The 15,505-nt window shown below is 62.0% G+C and carries 18 protein-coding genes; 13 read left to right on the top strand and 5 right to left on the bottom strand.

All coding sequences use genetic code 11. The features are described from left to right. The first annotated feature begins 94 nt into the window (after positions 1–94). Genes T8A63_RS08045 through T8A63_RS08035 form a run of 3 tightly spaced genes read left to right on the top strand, consistent with a single transcriptional unit; the run spans position 95 to position 2,187 of the window. Positions 95–1,225: a bifunctional 2-C-methyl-D-erythritol 4-phosphate cytidylyltransferase/2-C-methyl-D-erythritol 2,4-cyclodiphosphate synthase gene (locus tag T8A63_RS08045; protein ID WP_322345471.1), complete on the top strand. Its 1,131-nt coding sequence runs from the start codon at positions 95–97 to the stop codon at positions 1,223–1,225. Continuing rightward, positions 1,222–1,713, top strand: coding sequence for a phosphatidylglycerophosphatase A (locus T8A63_RS08040; protein ID WP_322345470.1), 492 nt, complete (start codon positions 1,222–1,224; stop codon positions 1,711–1,713). The genes T8A63_RS08045 and T8A63_RS08040 overlap by 4 nt, the downstream gene beginning before the upstream one ends. Next, on the top strand, positions 1,714–2,187 hold the full coding sequence (locus T8A63_RS08035) for a CinA family protein (RefSeq protein WP_322345469.1): 474 nt from the start codon (positions 1,714–1,716) through the stop codon (positions 2,185–2,187). Here T8A63_RS08035 and T8A63_RS08030 read toward each other — a convergent pair. Beyond that, positions 2,184–2,636 (bottom strand): type II toxin-antitoxin system RatA family toxin, encoded by a 453-nt coding sequence (locus T8A63_RS08030; RefSeq protein ID WP_067630597.1) that lies wholly within the window; start codon positions 2,634–2,636, stop codon positions 2,184–2,186. The genes T8A63_RS08035 and T8A63_RS08030 overlap by 4 nt on opposite strands. Positions 2,637–2,704: 68 nt before the next feature. Between T8A63_RS08030 and hpt the strand changes: the two genes are divergently transcribed. The 4 genes from hpt to T8A63_RS08010 all read left to right on the top strand — a co-directional run bounded on the left by hpt (position 2,705) and on the right by T8A63_RS08010 (position 4,878). Beyond that, positions 2,705–3,241, top strand: a complete 537-nt coding sequence (gene hpt, locus T8A63_RS08025; RefSeq protein ID WP_067630594.1) for a hypoxanthine phosphoribosyltransferase — start codon at positions 2,705–2,707, stop codon at positions 3,239–3,241. Between the two features lie 23 nt (positions 3,242–3,264). Then, positions 3,265–3,414 carry a hypothetical protein gene (locus tag T8A63_RS08020; RefSeq protein ID WP_162931770.1) on the top strand — a complete coding sequence of 50 codons (150 nt, stop codon included), beginning with the start codon at positions 3,265–3,267 and terminating at the stop codon, positions 3,412–3,414. A gap of 93 nt (positions 3,415–3,507) precedes the next feature. Next, entirely contained in the window at positions 3,508–3,987 is a 480-nt protein-coding gene (locus tag T8A63_RS08015; protein ID WP_322345468.1) for a cytochrome c, read from the top strand. Positions 3,988–3,990: 3 nt separating this feature from the next. Next, a complete protein-coding gene (locus tag T8A63_RS08010) occupies positions 3,991–4,878 on the top strand; it encodes a cytochrome c (protein ID WP_322345467.1) in 888 nt (295 codons plus the stop codon). Positions 4,879–4,899: 21 nt separating this feature from the next. Here the strand turns inward: T8A63_RS08010 and lipA are convergent, their stop codons facing one another. Continuing rightward, entirely contained in the window at positions 4,900–5,853 is a 954-nt protein-coding gene (gene lipA, locus T8A63_RS08005) for a lipoyl synthase (protein ID WP_067630585.1), read from the bottom strand. A gap of 242 nt (positions 5,854–6,095) precedes the next feature. On the opposite strand from lipA, the gene T8A63_RS08000 reads away from it, so the two are divergent. Beyond that, a complete protein-coding gene (locus T8A63_RS08000) occupies positions 6,096–6,644 on the top strand; it encodes a peroxiredoxin (protein WP_322345466.1) in 549 nt (182 codons plus the stop codon). Positions 6,645–6,710: 66 nt separating this feature from the next. On the opposite strand, the gene T8A63_RS07995 is transcribed toward T8A63_RS08000, so the two are convergent. Continuing rightward, positions 6,711–7,628 carry a hydrogen peroxide-inducible genes activator gene (locus T8A63_RS07995; RefSeq protein WP_300053507.1) on the bottom strand — a complete coding sequence of 306 codons (918 nt, stop codon included), beginning with the start codon at positions 7,626–7,628 and terminating at the stop codon, positions 6,711–6,713. Between the two features lie 95 nt (positions 7,629–7,723). On the opposite strand from T8A63_RS07995, the gene T8A63_RS07990 reads away from it, so the two are divergent. Beyond that, a complete protein-coding gene (locus tag T8A63_RS07990; RefSeq protein WP_067942670.1) occupies positions 7,724–9,220 on the top strand; it encodes a catalase in 1,497 nt (498 codons plus the stop codon). A 41-nt stretch (positions 9,221–9,261) separates the two neighbouring features. Here T8A63_RS07990 and T8A63_RS07985 read toward each other — a convergent pair whose 3' ends face one another. After that, complete coding sequence (locus T8A63_RS07985; protein WP_322345683.1) at positions 9,262–10,350, bottom strand: DUF6456 domain-containing protein; 1,089 nt, start codon at positions 10,348–10,350, stop codon at positions 9,262–9,264. 280 nt (positions 10,351–10,630) lie between these two features. On the opposite strand from T8A63_RS07985, the gene T8A63_RS07980 reads away from it, so the two are divergent. After that, the gene (locus T8A63_RS07980; RefSeq protein ID WP_067628677.1) at positions 10,631–10,927 is read left to right on the top strand and encodes a DUF6477 family protein; all 297 of its coding nucleotides are present in this window, start codon (positions 10,631–10,633) and stop codon (positions 10,925–10,927) included. A gap of 36 nt (positions 10,928–10,963) precedes the next feature. Here T8A63_RS07980 and T8A63_RS07975 read toward each other — a convergent pair whose 3' ends face one another. Then, entirely contained in the window at positions 10,964–12,502 is a 1,539-nt protein-coding gene (locus T8A63_RS07975; RefSeq protein WP_322345465.1) for a trimethylamine methyltransferase family protein, read from the bottom strand. Between the two features lie 199 nt (positions 12,503–12,701). Here T8A63_RS07975 and guaA point away from each other — a divergent pair, with 199 nt between their 5' ends. From guaA to T8A63_RS07960, 3 genes are read left to right on the top strand one after another with little or no spacing between them, the layout of a single operon-like run. Next, positions 12,702–14,264 (top strand): glutamine-hydrolyzing GMP synthase, encoded by a 1,563-nt coding sequence (guaA, locus tag T8A63_RS07970; protein ID WP_322345464.1) that lies wholly within the window; start codon positions 12,702–12,704, stop codon positions 14,262–14,264. Between the two features lie 2 nt (positions 14,265–14,266). After that, entirely contained in the window at positions 14,267–14,608 is a 342-nt protein-coding gene (locus T8A63_RS07965; RefSeq protein ID WP_322345463.1) for a putative quinol monooxygenase, read from the top strand. Then, entirely contained in the window at positions 14,605–15,474 is an 870-nt protein-coding gene (locus T8A63_RS07960; RefSeq protein WP_322345462.1) for a DMT family transporter, read from the top strand. Before T8A63_RS07965 ends, T8A63_RS07960 begins: the two co-directional genes overlap by 4 nt. Positions 15,475–15,505 lie beyond the last annotated feature (31 nt).

The raw sequence follows: 15,505 nt of genomic DNA, 5'->3' as shown, positions 1-15,505 counted from the left end.
AACTGCTTATTTTTTAGGCAGCCACCCCAGATTGCACCCCGCCGCCGCATTGCCTAGACAGGGCCATGTTCACCACGTTTTCCAGATTGCCCGCATGAGTATCGCAGCTTTGATCGTTGCCGCAGGGCGCGGCAGCCGCGCGGGCGGTCCGCAGCCAAAACAATGGCAGGCGCTGGCGGGGGCGCGTGTGATCGATCACACCCTCGCCGTGTTTCGCACCCTACCCCAGATCACCGAAATCGTGCTGGTGCTGCACCAAGACGACATGGATCAAGCCGAGGCATTTGCGGCCCAAGGCGTTACCGTCACCACCGGCGGGGCGGAGCGTGCGGCCTCGGTCCAACGCGGCCTTGGGGCCATTCGGCAGGCGGAGAAGGTGCTGATCCATGATGCCGCGCGGCCCTGCGTTTCGGCCCAGATCATTGCTGGCGTGATTCATGCGCTCGACCAGTATCAAGCCGCCGCACCGGGGCTGCCGGTCACCGATGCGCTTTGGCAGGGCGCGGATGGCCGCGTCACCGGCACGCAAGACCGCAGCGCCCTTTTCGCCGCGCAGACGCCACAGGGCTTTGACCTTGCCGCGATCCGCGCGGCCCACGCCACCTACGCCGGCCAAGCGGCAGATGATGTCGAAGTCGCCCGCGCCGCGGGCCTGACCGTTGCCATCACCCAAGGCAGCGCCGATAACCTGAAAATCACCCGGCCCGAGGATTTCGCCCGTGCCGCCCGCATATTGGAGACCCGCATGGACATTCGCACCGGCAACGGATTTGACGTGCACGCCTTCGGCCCCGGAGACCACGTGACCCTCTGCGGCCTCGACATTCCGCACACCCACGGGCTGGTCGGCCATTCCGATGCCGATGTGGCGCTGCACACGGTGACCGATGCCATCTATGGCGCGCTGGCGCGCGGCGACATCGGCCAGCATTTCCCACCAAGCGATCCGCAGTGGAAGGGCGCGCGGAGCGATATCTTCCTGCGTCACGCGGCAGAGCTCGCCCGCGATATGGGGTTCACCCTGACCCATGTCGACTGCACCCTCATCTGCGAGACCCCCAAGATCGGCCCCCATGTGCAACCGATGCGCGCTTCGATGGCTGAAATGCTGGGGATCGAGATCGACCGCGTATCCGTCAAAGCGACCACAAGCGAGCGCCTCGGCTTTACCGGGCGCGGCGAAGGCATAGCCTGTATGGCCACAGCAACATTGGTGAAAACATGACCCCAGCTCATCTGATCGCGACGCTTCTGGGCGTCGGCCACATCCGCCCCGCGCCGGGCACTTGGGGCTCGCTCATCGCCCTGCCCTATGCGTGGCTGTTGCATGTGTTGGGGGGGTTTCCGCTCCTGGTGATCGGGATCCTCGTGGCGATCCCTTTGGGCTGGTGGGCCACTGCGCGCTACACGGCGGGCGGGCCGGATCATGACCCCGGAGAGGTCGTGGTCGACGAGTTGGTTGGCCAGTGGATCGCGCTCTTGCCGCTCTCTTACGCTGCGTGGTCGATGCAAATCCCGATCTTTGCCATGTGGCCCGGTTGGATCGCTGCCTTTGCGCTGTTCCGGCTTTTTGACATCACCAAGCCGCTGATCATCGGCTGGGCCGACCGTCAGGGCGGGCCATGGGGCGTGATGCTCGACGATATCTTTGCCGGGATTTTCGCAGCCCTCGGCGTCATGGCGCTGGCCGCGCTTTACCACGGGGTGCTGTAAATGAGCCTTGCCGCGCAACTGCTGGAAAAGGCGCGCGAAACCGGGGCGATGGTCGCCTGTGCAGAGAGCTGCACAGGCGGGATGCTCGCCGTGGCACTGACCGATCTGCCGGGCTCTTCGGCCCTGCTGGATCGCGGCTTTGTCACCTATACCAATGCGGCGAAAATGGCGATGTTGGGCGTGTCAGAGGAGACATTGGCGCAGTGGGGCGCGGTGTCCGAGGAGGTGGCCAAAGAGATGGCCGCGGGTGCATTAAAGCGGTCAGAGGCGCAGATCGCCGTGTCGATCACCGGCATCGCGGGCCCGGGCGGGTCGGAACATAAGCCCGAAGGCCGCGTCTGTTTTGGCCTTGCCACGTCAGCCGGGGTTCAGACCGAAACGGTGGAGTTCGGCGCGCAGGGCCGCGATGCTGTGCGCTTGGCCGCCCGCGACCATGCGCTCGGTCTCTTACTGCAAGGCTTCGCGGCGCTTTAGCCTTTGGGGCCGTAAAGCTCTTTCGCTCGGTTCTCGAAGGCGCGCACGATACGCTGCATCGCTTCGTTGAAAACCACGCCGATGACCTTTTGCAGGATCATGTTCTTGAATTCGAAATCGACAAAGAAATGCACCTGACAGCCTTCGAGATTATCTTCGAAATGCCAGTTTGATTTCATATACTTGAACGGCCCATCCAGATATTCGGTGTCGATCTTCTTGGCCTCGGGCCAGAGCACGACGCGGCTGGTGAACCGCTCGCGGAACACTTTGAAAGAGATCACAAGATCGGCTTCCATCACCCGGTGATCGCCCCGGTCTTCGTCACTGCGAATGCGCGCAGCAGCGGTCCAAGGCAGGAATTCGGGATAGCGGGCCACATCGGCGACAAGATCATACATCTGTTGCGCGCTATAGGGCAGTTGGCGGGTCTCTGAATGGGTAGGCATTGCGTTCCGTTGCGTTGCAGGTTACCCCCTATTTCACGTCTCAACCCCGCAGATTCAAGGGCAAAACCATGGCACACGGGCCTTATGTCATCGACGAAATGATCTCGGCCAAGGCCATCGCGGCGCGGATCGAGGATCTCTGCCGTGAGATCCATGACGAATTCAACGGCACCGATAAATTGGTCGTGGTCGGCCTGCTGCGCGGGTCTTTTGTGTTCATCGCCGATCTGGTGCGCGAATTGGACCTGCCGATCGAGGTCGACTTCCTCGAAGCATCCAGCTATGGTGACGGCATGGAGAGCAGCCGGGAAGTGCGCATTCTCAAGGACTTGCGCGGGGCAATCGAAGGGCGCGACGTGCTGGTCGTCGAAGATATCGTCGACACCGGCCACACCCTGCACCATGTCACCAACCTGCTGCGCTCGCGCGAACCAGCGCGGCTGAAATCCATTGCCCTGCTCGACAAACCCACCCGGCGCGAAGTGGACCTGAAAGCAGACTGGACTGGCTTTGAAATCCCGGACGAATTCGTCGTGGGCTATGGCATCGACTTTGCCCAACGCAACCGCAACCTGCCTTTCATCGGGAAAGTTCGCTTTACGTGATGGACCCGCGGTGGCTACTGCGCATGTCCCAATGGGCGCGCAATCCACCCTCGGGCAAACGGGTGATCGTGGTCTTTGCAATCATCGCGGCGGCCTTGGCCATCGGGTTGATCGAATGGCTGGGCTATTGGCCCGATTGGGCCACGGCAGAGCGCATCCCCCGCCGGTTCTAAGCCGAAGCGCGCAGGTTATCCCGCTGATCACATTTTTGTTTTTTGTTGCAAGCCGCGCTCATGTTACGCTGCGACAAGAAAAGGGAGATGACCATGCATTTGACCAAAAGCATTACCGCCATCGGCATCGGCGCCGCCTTGATTGCCACCGCCGGTTTCGCCGCCACCCATAGTGAAAAAGCCGCCAGCGACGCCGTCAACGCGCGCCACGCGCAGATGCAACTGATCGCTTATCACACCGGCATTCTGGGCGGGATGGCCAAGGGCGAAACGGAATATAACGCCGAAATGGCAACCGCCGCCGCCACCAACCTTCATGCCGCTGCGGGCTTTGAGCCCGGCACGCTTTGGCTTGAAGGCACTGAGCAAGGCGCCGTTGAAGGGTCCCGCGCCAAGGCCGAAATCTGGAGCGATTCTGAGGGGTTCAACGACGCCTTCATGGCGCTGGAGACCGCCAGCGCGGATATGATCGAGGCCGCAGGCACCGATCTTGACGCCCTGAAAGCGGGCATGGGTGCGGTGGGCAAGGCTTGTGGCGCCTGCCACGACGACTACCGCGGCCCCAAGAACTGATCCTTGCGCCCTATTGTCCCTGTACTGCTGGGCTGTGCCGTTCTCGGCGCGGCCCTTGGCTGGGTCGCAACCCGGCCCGATCCGCTTGAGCCGTCTTATGGCGCAGGTCTGACGCCTGACCCGGAAGCGGGGGCGCGGGTCTTTGCTGCCGGGGGCTGCGTTTCGTGCCATGCCGCCCCCGAGAGTGAGGGGGAGGAGATGCTGGTTCTGGCCGGTGGCCTGCCCTTCCCCAGCGATTTCGGCACCTTCCACGCGCCCAATATCTCGCCCGATGCAGAACAGGGCATCGGCGATTGGACCCTGCCAGAGTTTGCCCGCGCCGTGACGCGCGGCGTCTCGCCCCAAGGCCAGCACTACTATCCCGCCTTTCCCTATACGGCCTACCAACACCTCGCCCCGCAGGACGTGGTGAACCTGTTTGCCTATATGCAGACCCTACCTGCCGCAGCTATCCCGAGCCTGCCGCATGAGGTGGGTTTTCCCTTCAACATCCGCCGGGGGCTTGGCGCGTGGAAGATGATGTTCTTCAACGAAGATTTCGTGCTGGCCGATGCCTCAGACGCACAGGTCGAACGCGGGCGCTACCTTGTCGAAGGGCTGGCCCATTGCGGCGAATGCCACACGCCACGCAATGCCTTGGGCGGGTTGGAGCAGGATGCTTGGCTGACCGGCGCGCCGAACCCTTCTGGCGAGGGGCGCATCCCCGGCATCACGCCCGCACATCTTGATTGGTCCAAGGCCGATCTGGTGGAATATTTCACCTCCGGATTCACGCCGGAATACGACAGCGCAGGCGGAGAGATGGCCGAGGTGGTCAGCAACCTTGCCCAACTTCCCGAGAGCGATCGCGAAGCGATTGCGGCCTACCTCAAGGCCCTGCCCGGCGGTTAACGCCGGGCGCGTCTTTTTCGTTCAGGCAATACCCAGCTTGCGGTTCCGCGCCTCGCGTAGTCGCGCGAAATCGTCACCCGCGTGATAGCTCGACCGGGTCAGCGGCGTGGCGGAAACCATGAGGAAGCCCTTGCCGTAGGCCGCTTTTTCGTAAGAGGTGAATTCCTCCGGCGTGACAAAACGGTCCAGCGCGTGGTGTTTCGGCGTCGGCTGCAGGTATTGGCCGATCGTCAGGAAATCAATGTCGGCGGCGCGCATGTCTTCCATCACCTGAATGACCGCTTGGCGGTCTTCGCCCAAGCCCACCATGATGCCCGATTTGGTGAACATCGACGGGTCCAACTCCTTCACCCGCTGAAGCAGGCGCAAAGAATGGAAGTAACGCGCGCCGGGGCGCACTTCGGGGTAGAGGCCCGGTACGGTTTCGAGGTTGTGGTTAAACACATCCGGTCGCGCTTCGACAACCTTTTCAAGGGCTTCGGGACCGCAACGGATGAAATCCGGCGTCAGGATTTCGATCGTCGTGTCGGGGCTCCGGTGGCGCACGGCGCGGATGGTTTGGGCAAAATGCTCGGCTCCGCCATCTTTGATATCGTCGCGGTCGACCGAAGTGATGACGACGTGGTTCAACCCCAGTTTGGCAACCGCATCGGCCACGCGGCCCGGCTCAAACACATCCAAGTCCTCAGGCGGCTTGCCGGTCGCGATGTTGCAGAAGGTACAGGCGCGTGTACAAACCTCGCCCATGATCATCATCGTGGCATGACCCTGAGACCAGCATTCGCCGACATTGGGGCAGCCCGCCTCTTCGCAGACCGTGGTCAGCTTGTTGTCACGCATGATGCGCGCCGTCTCGGCATAGCCCTTGCCGCCGGGCGCTTTGACCCTGATCCAGCTCGGTTTTTTTGGCTGGGCGTTGTCGGGCTTGCGCGCCTTTTCGGGGTGGCGCTGTTCGGGTATCTTCAGATCGCGCATCGGGGGCCTCTGATCATTGTGTCGCACCCTGTTTATCACAGTCCTTGACCCGATGACCACCTACAGCATGCGCACCCAAGACAAGGCTGCCATGCACCAGCGGCATCACCCCTTGCCAATGATTTAGTGCTTTGTTTTATAACCGGAAAATTACAATGCAGTTGCAGCATTGCGAGAGTTGCTCAGGCTGCCTATATGGGCTACCAACCGACAAAGATTCCAATCCGAGAAAGAGAGACGCGATGAAACCCGGTATTCAAGTTCCCAACGTCACCTTCAAAACGCGCGTGCGCGACGAAAGCATCGAAGGCAACAACCCCTTCCGTTGGGAAGACAAAACCAGCGAATACTTCTTCAAAGGCAAGCGCGTTGTCCTGTTCTCCCTCCCCGGTGCCTTCACGCCGACATGCAGCACCTACCAGCTGCCCGGTTTTGAGAACAACTTTGCCGCGTTCCAAGAGCATGACATCGACGCGATCTATTGCCTGTCGGTCAACGACAGCTTTGTCATGAACAAGTGGAAAGAGATGCAGGGCGTCCAGAACATCGACGTGATCCCTGATGGGTCCGGCGAATTCACCCGCCGCATGGGCATGTTGGTCGCCAAAGACAACCTCGGCTTCGGTGCACGTAGCTGGCGCTATGCCGCGATCGTCAACGACGGTCAGATCGAAGCATGGTTCGAAGAGCCCGGCATCAGCGACAACCACGGTGATGACCCTTACGGTGTGTCCAGCCCCGAAACCGTGCTGGAATACCTTGAAAACCAGAAGAAAACCGAGGCGGCCTAAGCCCCTTCGTGTGATTGGATCGGGCCGTTTGGCCCGGTCCCTTAGACCCCGCTGCCCCGCCCGCGCCTAGTATTTCGCGCGCAGCTGCCCGGTCAGCCCTTCCCCCACATCCTTTAGCGTCTCAGCTAATTGCGCCGCCCAACCGCTGCCCGGCGTGCCTGCCCGGCGCACGAGCCCTATTTGCCGCGCAGGCTCCGGCGCGCCGAAACGGTGCAGGCGTAGGCCCGGCGCGGCATCAAGCTCAGTCTTGGCGGCGATCTCGGGCATCAAGGTCATGCCAAACCCCGCCTCCACCAGCCGCGATAGGGTCGCGAGGGACGAAGCGCCCGTGTGGATGCCCGCCTGCGTCCTGTCCCGCTGACAAACCTCTAGCGCTTGATCGGTCAGGCAGTGACCGTCTTCCAGCAGCATCAACGGCGTGCGGGCCAGATCGGTCGGACGGAGAACCGCCGCCCCCGCCATCCGCTCGGCGGAGCCCGCCAGCAAAAAGCGATCTTCGAACAGGGGCATTTCGGCCAGACCAGTTTCGCCTGTCGGCACCGCCATCACCGCCGCATCCAGCGCCCCGGCCCGCAGATCCGCCAACAACTGATCGGTCTGCGCCTCGCGCACCTCGACCCTAAGCGAGATATCCTGCGCCCGCAGCGCGGCCAGCACGCCCGGCAGCAGATAGGGCGCCACCGTCGGGATCAGCCCAAGGTTCAACGTGCCCGCCAGCCCCACCTGTTCGCGCGCCGTGGCTTCCAACAGTTTGGCGCGGCGCAGGATATCCTCGGCGCGGGTCAGCACCTCGCGGCCCAAGGGCGTCAGGACCGAGGCGCGGCTTTGCCGTTCGATCAACCGCCCCCCCAGCGACTCCTCCAAGGTGCGGATCTGCACGGAAAGCGCAGGCTGAGAGATATTGCTGGCCTCCGCCGCCCGGCCGAAGTTGCCCAAAGTCGCCAGTGCGCGGAAATATTCAAGTTGCTTTAGGGTGAAGTTCATAACTTTTACCTATCGCAATTTTACAAAACTGCAATTGGAAATTATGGGCGAAATGGATCATCTTCCCCTCAGACAATAACCGAGGGGAACCCAAGATGAGCAAGCGTCTCACCACCACCGCCGGCGCGCCGATGCCGACCAATGAAACCAGCAAAACCGCCGGAAGCCGTGGCCCGGTCTTGCTGGACGATTACCAATTGATCGAAAAACTGGCCCATCAGAACCGCGAGCGCATCCCCGAGCGGGCCGTTCACGCCAAGGGCTGGGGCGCCGAGGGCACCTTTACCGTGACTCATGACATCAGCGAATATAGCTGTGCGGCGATCTTCTCCGAAGTGGGCAAGACCTGCGAAATCCTCTCGCGCTGGTCCACCGTGGCAGGCGAATTGGGTGCCGCCGACAGTGAGCGTGACGTGCGCGGCTTCTCGGTGAAATTCTACACCGAAGAAGGCAACTGGGACGTGGTTGGCAACAACACCCCGATCTTCTTTGTCCGCGACGCCTATAAATTCCCGGACTTCATCCGCACCCAAAAGCGTCATCCGCGCACCAACCTGCGCTCGCCCGAGGCGATGTTCGACTTCTGGGCTGCTCAGCCCGAATGCGTGCATCAGGTCACCATCCTGATGTCCGACCGCGGCATTCCGGTGAACCCGATGCACATGCACGGCTACGGCAGCCACACCTATTCGATGTGGAATGCCAAGGGGGAGCGTCATTGGGTGAAGTTCCACTTCCGCTGCCAGCAGGAAATCCGCAACCGCACCAATGAAGACGCGGAAAAGCTGATCGGCTCGACCCGCGAGAACTTCCAAGAGGATCTCTTCAACGCGATCGAAGGCGGCGAATTCCCGAAATGGGAGCTGAATATCCAAGTCATGCCCGAGGCAGAGGCCGAGACCTGCGGCTTTAACCCCTTTGACCTGACCAAAGTCTGGCCGCATGCGGATTACCCGCTGATCCCGGTCGGCATGCTGGAGTTCAACCGCAACCCCGACAACTACTTCCAAAGCATCGAGAACGCCGCCTATTCGCCCTCGAACAAGGTGCCGGGGATTGGGTTTTCACCCGATAAGATGTTGCAAGCGCGGGTCTTTTCCTATGCGGACGCGCACCGCTACCGTCTTGGCACGCATTACGAGGCCCTGCCCGCCAACGCGCCCAAGGCCGCGCCGATGCACCACTACCACAAGGACGGCTCCATGCGGTTCTTCCCCCAGCAGACCGGCCACCCGGATGCCTACTATGAGCCGAACCAATACGAGGAATCGGCCCGGCCTGACCCGTCGGTTCAGGAACCGCCGCTGCGCATCTCGGGCGATGCGGATCGCTATGTCCAAGAGGAAACGGATGCCGATTACGTCCAGCCGCGCAAGCTTTATACCGAGGTGTTCGATCAGGCGCAGCGCGACCGTCTGCATGAGAACATGGCCGGTGCCATGGCGCCTTGCTCGCAGCAGGTAAAAGAACGCTGGTATGCGGTGCTGGAAAAAGTGCACCCCGACTATGCCGCCGGCGTGCGTGACGCTTGTGAGAAAGACGAAGTGGCGATTTCGGTGACAGATGAGACGCCGACGAAGGTCGCAGACTGAAACAACCGGGGCGGCAGGATCATCACCCTGCCGCCCCTTCTTTATCCGATCATCGGGCCGCCCGGGCCTACGGTTTCGTCGTAATGCCGTTTCAGTCGCATCAGCGCGATCCGCAGCACGATCTTGCCTGATCGCGCCGACCATCCCAGCCGCTTTTCGGTGGTCTCTAGCCCTTCCAGATAGCAGCAACAGCGCAGCACCACGTCCGACAGGCCGGGGCCGAGTTCGGCCATAGCGCCTGCCACCCGCTTGCGCGCCTCTGCCGCGGCCATGCTGCCCGAGCCCTCACGCCGCCCGCTGGGTTTTGCGCCCGGCGTCAGGAAATGATCCCAATTTTGGGTCACCTCACCGCCCATCTGGGCCAGTTCGAAATCCTCACGCAGCCTTTCACCGGCATGGACCAGCCCCTCGTTCAGAAAGGGCGCACCGGATTTGTCGCGCCGCCGAGCAAGCGCAGAGAGCGGGCTTTCCGACAGGCAGTAGCGGCCTCGGCGCGGGGCCACATCGGTATCCGCGCCCTCTTCCGCCTCGGGGCCGCTGGCCATGCCCAGAAACGCGGTCTGATCTTCGGCAAAGCCATGGGCGCCCGCGCCTTGGTCTTCTATCATCCGCCGCAGCGCAGCCCGCCCGGCGCTGGTGATGTGATAGCGCGTTACCCGGCCTGTGCTGCCGGGGGCGATCCAATCTTTCAGGGCCATCGCCTGCGCCACGGCGCTGTCCACCACAGCGGTGCGTGCGCCGGGGCCGGTGTCCGTCTCGCGCAGGACAACGGCCTTCTCCATGCCCTCGGCCACGGCGAGGATCGCGCCCGTCTCATGCAGGCGCCGAAGGACGCGCAGCGCCTCGGCGGCGAAAGTGTCTTCGTCAAGAAGGGGGGTGGCGGGATTGGTCATTGTCGCTGTCTTTCCTGCTGGGGGGCCAGCAGTACAATCCAAAGCGCGCCGCACCGCCCCGAGCCTGCGCAGGGCGGCATCCACCAGCGGATCGTCGCGCCTTGTCTCGATACGGCGGATTTGGCGCATGATGGTCGAGGCATGGCAGCCAGCTTGGCGTGCCAAAGCCCGGATCGGTGCGCCGGTCTCCGTATGTGCGAGGTAATGCAGGGCTCCGTGCGGCACCCATCCCGGCAGGACGGTCTGTTGGATTTGGTGATGCGCCTTCAATTGACTGCCACTTCCATTTTGGCGGGTCCCCAAGCCGGAGAGTTATCCCCAGAGTTATTCACAACCTATGGATGTTTTGGTTACCCGTTGGTTAAAATCGTCGCATTTGGCAATGATTGTTTCCAAAAGGTAAACAGCACCGGTATGCGCCGTGCGCCGCGAAGCCATGACGCGCAACACCCGGAAAGGTTGCGCCATGCTTCGATGATCCGGGGTGATTCACCCCCCCGTTCACCGGAGAGTTGTGATGCAAGATCTACTGACCATGCTGCAAAGACTTCACCGCCCGCGCCTGTTGATGCGCGCCGCCCGTATCGGAGCCGAGGATTACCGGCGCGGCACCCATCTGCCGCGCATATTGGGCTTTGGCATACTGCCGCGCCACGGCACGGCGCTGATCAAACTGACCGAGATCGAGGCCGAGTTGGACACCCAGCGCAAGACGGCAGATGCAAGCTATAGCCTGATCCGGCATGTGGATGTGCTGATCGCCATGGTCGGCGAAGCGCGTTTTTTGAGAGCCGCGCAGACCCCCAGCGCGTAAAGGCCGCAGCGGGGGAACGCCCCCCGCAGTCCTATTTTAGGTAAAGCTATCCGGCTCCGCTGCCTTGCGGGTCGCGACAAAGGCATCAAGCGCCTCGCGAATGGCCGGATCAAGCGCGGGTTGCTGATAATCGGCAAGCATCTTTTCGACCCGCGCGGTGGCAAGGGTCTGCGTATCGCGCGCCCCTTCATCCGACCATGTCTCGAAGGGTTTGTAATCCAGCAGGTCGGATTTCCAAAACGCCTCGCGGAAGTTGTTCTGTGTATGGGCGCAGCCAAGGTAATGCCCCCCCGGCCCGACTTCGCGGATTGCGTCCATGGCCTGCGCGTTCTCGTCCATCTCTACCCCGCGGGCGAGGTGATGCAGGGTGCCCAGTTGGTCGGCATCCATGACGAATTTCTCGAAAGAAGACACAAGCCCCCCTTCCAGCCAGCCACAGGCGTGCAGCATGAAGTTCACCCCGGAAAGAAGCCCCATGTTCAGACTGTTGGAGGTCTCATAGGCCGCCTGCGCATCGGGCAGTTTCGAGCCGTTGAAAGACCCGGCGCTCCGGTAAGGCAGGTTCAGTCTGCGGGCCAGTTGCCCAGCGCCATAGGTGATATGCGCAGCTTCCGGCGTGCCAAAGGTTGGTGCACCACTGTTCATGTCAATGGAGGTCACGAAAGCGCCCATGATGACAGGCGCACCGGGGCGGACAAGCTGGCTATAGGCAATGCCGGCCAGTGTCTCGGCCAAGACCTGCGTCAGTGTCCCGGCCACACTTACCGGCGCCATCGCCCCCCCAACGATAAACGGCGAAATGATGCAGGCCTGATTGTTCTCGGCATAGACTTTGAGCGCCCCCATCATCACATCATCGAACGTCATCGGCGAGTTGATGTTGATGAGCGAGGTCATCACCGTGTTTTCCTGTACGAAGTCCTTACCGAAAAGGATGCCGCACATATCCACACTGTCCTGCGCGCGCGACGGCTCGGTCACCGACCCCATGAAGGGTTTGTCGCTGAGCGTCATATGCGCGTGCAGCATATCAAGGTGGCGCTTGTTCACAGGGATGTCGGTCGGCTCGCATACCGTCCCCCCCGAGTGATGCAGCCATTTGGACATATAGCCCAGCTTCACGAATTTCTCGAAGTCCGCCATCGTAGCATAACGGCGTCCCCCGGCGGCATCGCGCACAAAAGGCGGGCCATAGACCGGAGCTAGGACGAGGCTCTTGCCCCCTATGACAACATCCCGCTCCCGGTTGCGCGCCACTTGGGTGATCGTTGACGGTGCCGTAGAGCACAGCTTGCGCGCCAGCCCCCGTGGGATGCGCACCCGTTCCCCCTGCACATCGGCACCGGCCTCACGCCACAGTGCCAGCGCATCGGGGTTGTCGGGGAAGTTCACGCCGATCTCTTCCAGCACCGTATCGGCGTTATGCTCGATGATCTGCAACGCTTCTTCGGTCAGCACTTCGAAGTTCGGGATATTACGCTCGATATAGCGGGCTGTCTCAAAGGAGACGGCCGTGCGTGCCGCGCGCCGTGCCGCACCTCCGCCGCCGCGTGCCCGTCGTGCTGATTCCGCCATTGCTCATTCCTTCCCGCAACTCTTGACCTGTCACTAGCCCATTCCCAGCGCCCCCTTCGCGCGGATAACGTCCCCTAGCGGCAAAAAGCGACATCGCGTGCCGCCCGCGCGCCTCCTCCGCGGATTAAACGCCGCAGGTGCCTGTCTTCGGCCCGCTAGAGACTTGCCAGAGCGCGCCCACGGGCCTAATCACGGCCCCATGACAGATATCACCCATGACCGCCTTCTCATCATCGACTTCGGCAGCCAGGTCACGCAGCTTATCGCGCGTCGCCTGCGGGAGCTGAACGTCTTTTGCGAAATCCACCCGTTCAACACGGTGGACGAAGCCTTCCTCAAGGAATTCGCGCCTAAGGCGGTGATCCTGTCGGGCGGCCCGTCCTCTGTGTTTGCCGAAGGCGCACCGCGTCCGCCGCAGGCTGTGTTTGAACTGGGCGTGCCGATCTTGGGCATCTGCTATGGCCAACAGGTCATGATGCATTGCCTTGGCGGCCATGTGGAGCGTGGTCACGGCACCGCCGAGTTTGGCCGGGCTTTCGTAACCCCCACCGGCCAACAGCTTGAACTGCTCGAAGGCTGGTTCGCCACCGACCGTGAACAGGTCTGGATGAGCCACGGCGATCACGTCAGCAAGATCGCTCCGGGGTTTGAGGTCTATGGCACCTCCCCCAACGCGCCTTTCGCCATCACCGGCGACGTGTCGCGCAACTTCTACGCCGTGCAGTTCCACCCCGAGGTGCACCACACCCCCAACGGCCCACGCCTCTATGAGAACTTCGTGCGTCTGGCAGGGTTCAAAGGCGACTGGACCATGAGCGCCTACCGTGAGGAAGCCATTGCCGCGATCCGCGAGCAGGTGGGCGACCAGAAGGTGATCTGTGGCCTTTCCGGCGGCGTGGACTCCTCCGTCGCCGCCGTGCTGATTCACGAAGCCATTGGCGATCAGTTGACCTGCGTCTTCGTTGACCACGGTCTGCTGCGCAAGGGTGAGGCCGAAGAGGTCGTCACCATGTTCCGCGACCACTACAACATGCCGCTGATCCACGCTGACGAGCAAGAGTTGTTCTTGGGCGAGCTCGACGGTGTCTCGGACCCCGAGACCAAGCGCAAGATCATCGGCAAGCTCTTTATCGATGTGTTCCAGAAACACGCAAAAGACGTGGGCGATGCGACTTTCTTGGCCCAAGGCACGCTCTATCCCGATGTGATCGAAAGCGTCTCCTTCTCCGGCGGCCCTTCGGTCACCATCAAGAGCCACCACAATGTCGGCGGCCTGCCCGAAAAGATGGGCCTCAAACTGGTCGAGCCGCTGCGCGAGTTGTTCAAAGACGAAGTGCGCGAGCTGGGCCGTGAACTCGGGCTGCCGCCTTCGTTCATTGGCCGCCACCCCTTCCCCGGGCCGGGCCTTGCGATCCGCTGCCCCGGTGAGATCACCCGCGAGAAGCTGGCGATCCTGCGCGAGGCCGATGCGGTCTATATCGATCAGATCCGCCGCCACGGTCTCTATGACGATATCTGGCAAGCCTTTGTGGCGATCCTGCCTGTGCGCACGGTGGGCGTGATGGGCGATGGCCGTACTTACGACTTCGCCTGCGCCCTGCGCGCGGTGACCTCTGTGGATGGCATGACGGCGGACTACTACCCCTTCACCCATGACTTCCTTGGTGAAACCGCCACGCGGATCATCAACGAGGTACCGGGCATCAACCGCGTCACCTATGACATCACCTCGAAACCTCCGGGCACCATCGAGTGGGAATAAACATGAGGGTGGCCCTAACAGGCCACCTTCGCTGCGCCACCCGGGCCGAGGCGGACCGGGTGCGCGCAGGGCTTGACGCGCATCTGCGCCTCACCCGTGCCGAGCCGGGGTGTTTGCGCTTCGACGTGACCCCAACCGACGATCCCCTTTTGTGGCAAGTATCGGAACTTTTCACCGACCGCGCAGCCTTTGAGGCGCATCAGAACCGCACGGCGGCTTCAGACTGGGCAAGGCTCACCGCCGGGATCACACGCGGCTACAAGATCACCGACATTCCGATCACCGACCGCCAAATCATCGGCGACGAGGCCAAGGGTGACGACCACTTGATCGACCCCACATGACCCCAACCGTCCGCGCTGCACTCTGGATGATCGGCTCCATCGGCTCTTTCTCGACCATGGCTGTGGCGGGGCGTGAACTCTCGGCACGGTTCGATACCTTTGAGGTGATGCTCTACCGCAGTGTGATCGGCGTGATCATCGTCCTGTCGCTCGCTTGGGCCACCGGGGCGTGGCGGCAGATCAACACCCGCAACTTTGGCCTACAACTTATCCGCAACCTCGCGCATTTCACCGGGCAGAACCTATGGTTCCTCGCCGTGTCGCTGATTCCGCTGGCGCAGGTCTTCGCGCTGGAGTTCACCTCTCCGCTTTGGGTCATCGTCCTGTCGATCTTTCTGCTGGGCGAACGGTTGACCGCCACGCGAGCGCTGGCTGCGGTCATGGGGTTCATCGGCATTCTCATCGTCGCACGGCCCGATATTGGCAACCTCAACACCGGCATTCTGGCGGCGGCGGGCTGTGCGGTCTTCTTTGCCCTGACCAATGTGCTGACCAAGCGGCTGACGCGCAGCCAAGGGATCACCACGATCCTATTCTACCTCACAACGCTGCAATTGATCTTTGGCCTGATCTCGGCGGGCTACGACGGCGATATCGCCGGACCTACTGTTGAGACGATGCCCTTTCTGCTGCTCGTCGGCGCCTGTGGATTGCTTGCGCATTACTGTCTAACCAACGCGCTGAGCCTCGCCCCCGCGACCGTGGTGGTGCCGATTGATTTCGTCCGCCTTCCGGCGATCGCGGTCGTCGGGATGCTCCTCTATGCCGAAGCGCTCGATGTCTGGGTCTTCGTCGGGGCCGCGATCATTTTTGCGGGCAATTACCTCAACATTTGGTTTGAGACCCGCAAAGCACACCCCAAGTAATGTTTGCCCAGATTTCAACCTGACCCAAGGT

This window comes from Sulfitobacter sp. OXR-159 (assembly GCF_034377145.1).
Taxonomy (GTDB): Bacteria; Pseudomonadota; Alphaproteobacteria; order Rhodobacterales; family Rhodobacteraceae; genus Sulfitobacter.
This window is presented reverse-complemented; position numbering and strand designations above follow the sequence as displayed.

What these genes read in the sequence shown, in the direction of transcription:
- T8A63_RS08045 (WP_322345471.1), top strand. Translation starts at nt 95, where the DNA reads ATGAGTATCGCAGCTTTGATCGTTGCCGCAGGGCGCGGCAGCCGCGCG.
- T8A63_RS08040 (WP_322345470.1), top strand. Translation starts at nt 1,222, where the DNA reads ATGACCCCAGCTCATCTGATCGCGACGCTTCTGGGCGTCGGCCACATC.
- T8A63_RS08035 (WP_322345469.1), top strand. Translation starts at nt 1,714, where the DNA reads ATGAGCCTTGCCGCGCAACTGCTGGAAAAGGCGCGCGAAACCGGGGCG.
- T8A63_RS08030 (WP_067630597.1), bottom strand. Translation starts at nt 2,636, where the DNA reads ATGCCTACCCATTCAGAGACCCGCCAACTGCCCTATAGCGCGCAACAG.
- hpt (WP_067630594.1), top strand. Translation starts at nt 2,705, where the DNA reads ATGGCACACGGGCCTTATGTCATCGACGAAATGATCTCGGCCAAGGCC.
- T8A63_RS08020 (WP_162931770.1), top strand. Translation starts at nt 3,265, where the DNA reads ATGTCCCAATGGGCGCGCAATCCACCCTCGGGCAAACGGGTGATCGTG.
- T8A63_RS08015 (WP_322345468.1), top strand. Translation starts at nt 3,508, where the DNA reads ATGCATTTGACCAAAAGCATTACCGCCATCGGCATCGGCGCCGCCTTG.
- lipA (WP_067630585.1), bottom strand. Translation starts at nt 5,853, where the DNA reads ATGCGCGATCTGAAGATACCCGAACAGCGCCACCCCGAAAAGGCGCGC.
- T8A63_RS08000 (WP_322345466.1), top strand. Translation starts at nt 6,096, where the DNA reads ATGAAACCCGGTATTCAAGTTCCCAACGTCACCTTCAAAACGCGCGTG.
- T8A63_RS07995 (WP_300053507.1), bottom strand. Translation starts at nt 7,628, where the DNA reads ATGAACTTCACCCTAAAGCAACTTGAATATTTCCGCGCACTGGCGACT.
- T8A63_RS07990 (WP_067942670.1), top strand. Translation starts at nt 7,724, where the DNA reads ATGAGCAAGCGTCTCACCACCACCGCCGGCGCGCCGATGCCGACCAAT.
- T8A63_RS07980 (WP_067628677.1), top strand. Translation starts at nt 10,631, where the DNA reads ATGCAAGATCTACTGACCATGCTGCAAAGACTTCACCGCCCGCGCCTG.
- T8A63_RS07975 (WP_322345465.1), bottom strand. Translation starts at nt 12,502, where the DNA reads ATGGCGGAATCAGCACGACGGGCACGCGGCGGCGGAGGTGCGGCACGG.
- guaA (WP_322345464.1), top strand. Translation starts at nt 12,702, where the DNA reads ATGACAGATATCACCCATGACCGCCTTCTCATCATCGACTTCGGCAGC.
- T8A63_RS07965 (WP_322345463.1), top strand. Translation starts at nt 14,267, where the DNA reads ATGAGGGTGGCCCTAACAGGCCACCTTCGCTGCGCCACCCGGGCCGAG.
- T8A63_RS07960 (WP_322345462.1), top strand. Translation starts at nt 14,605, where the DNA reads ATGACCCCAACCGTCCGCGCTGCACTCTGGATGATCGGCTCCATCGGC.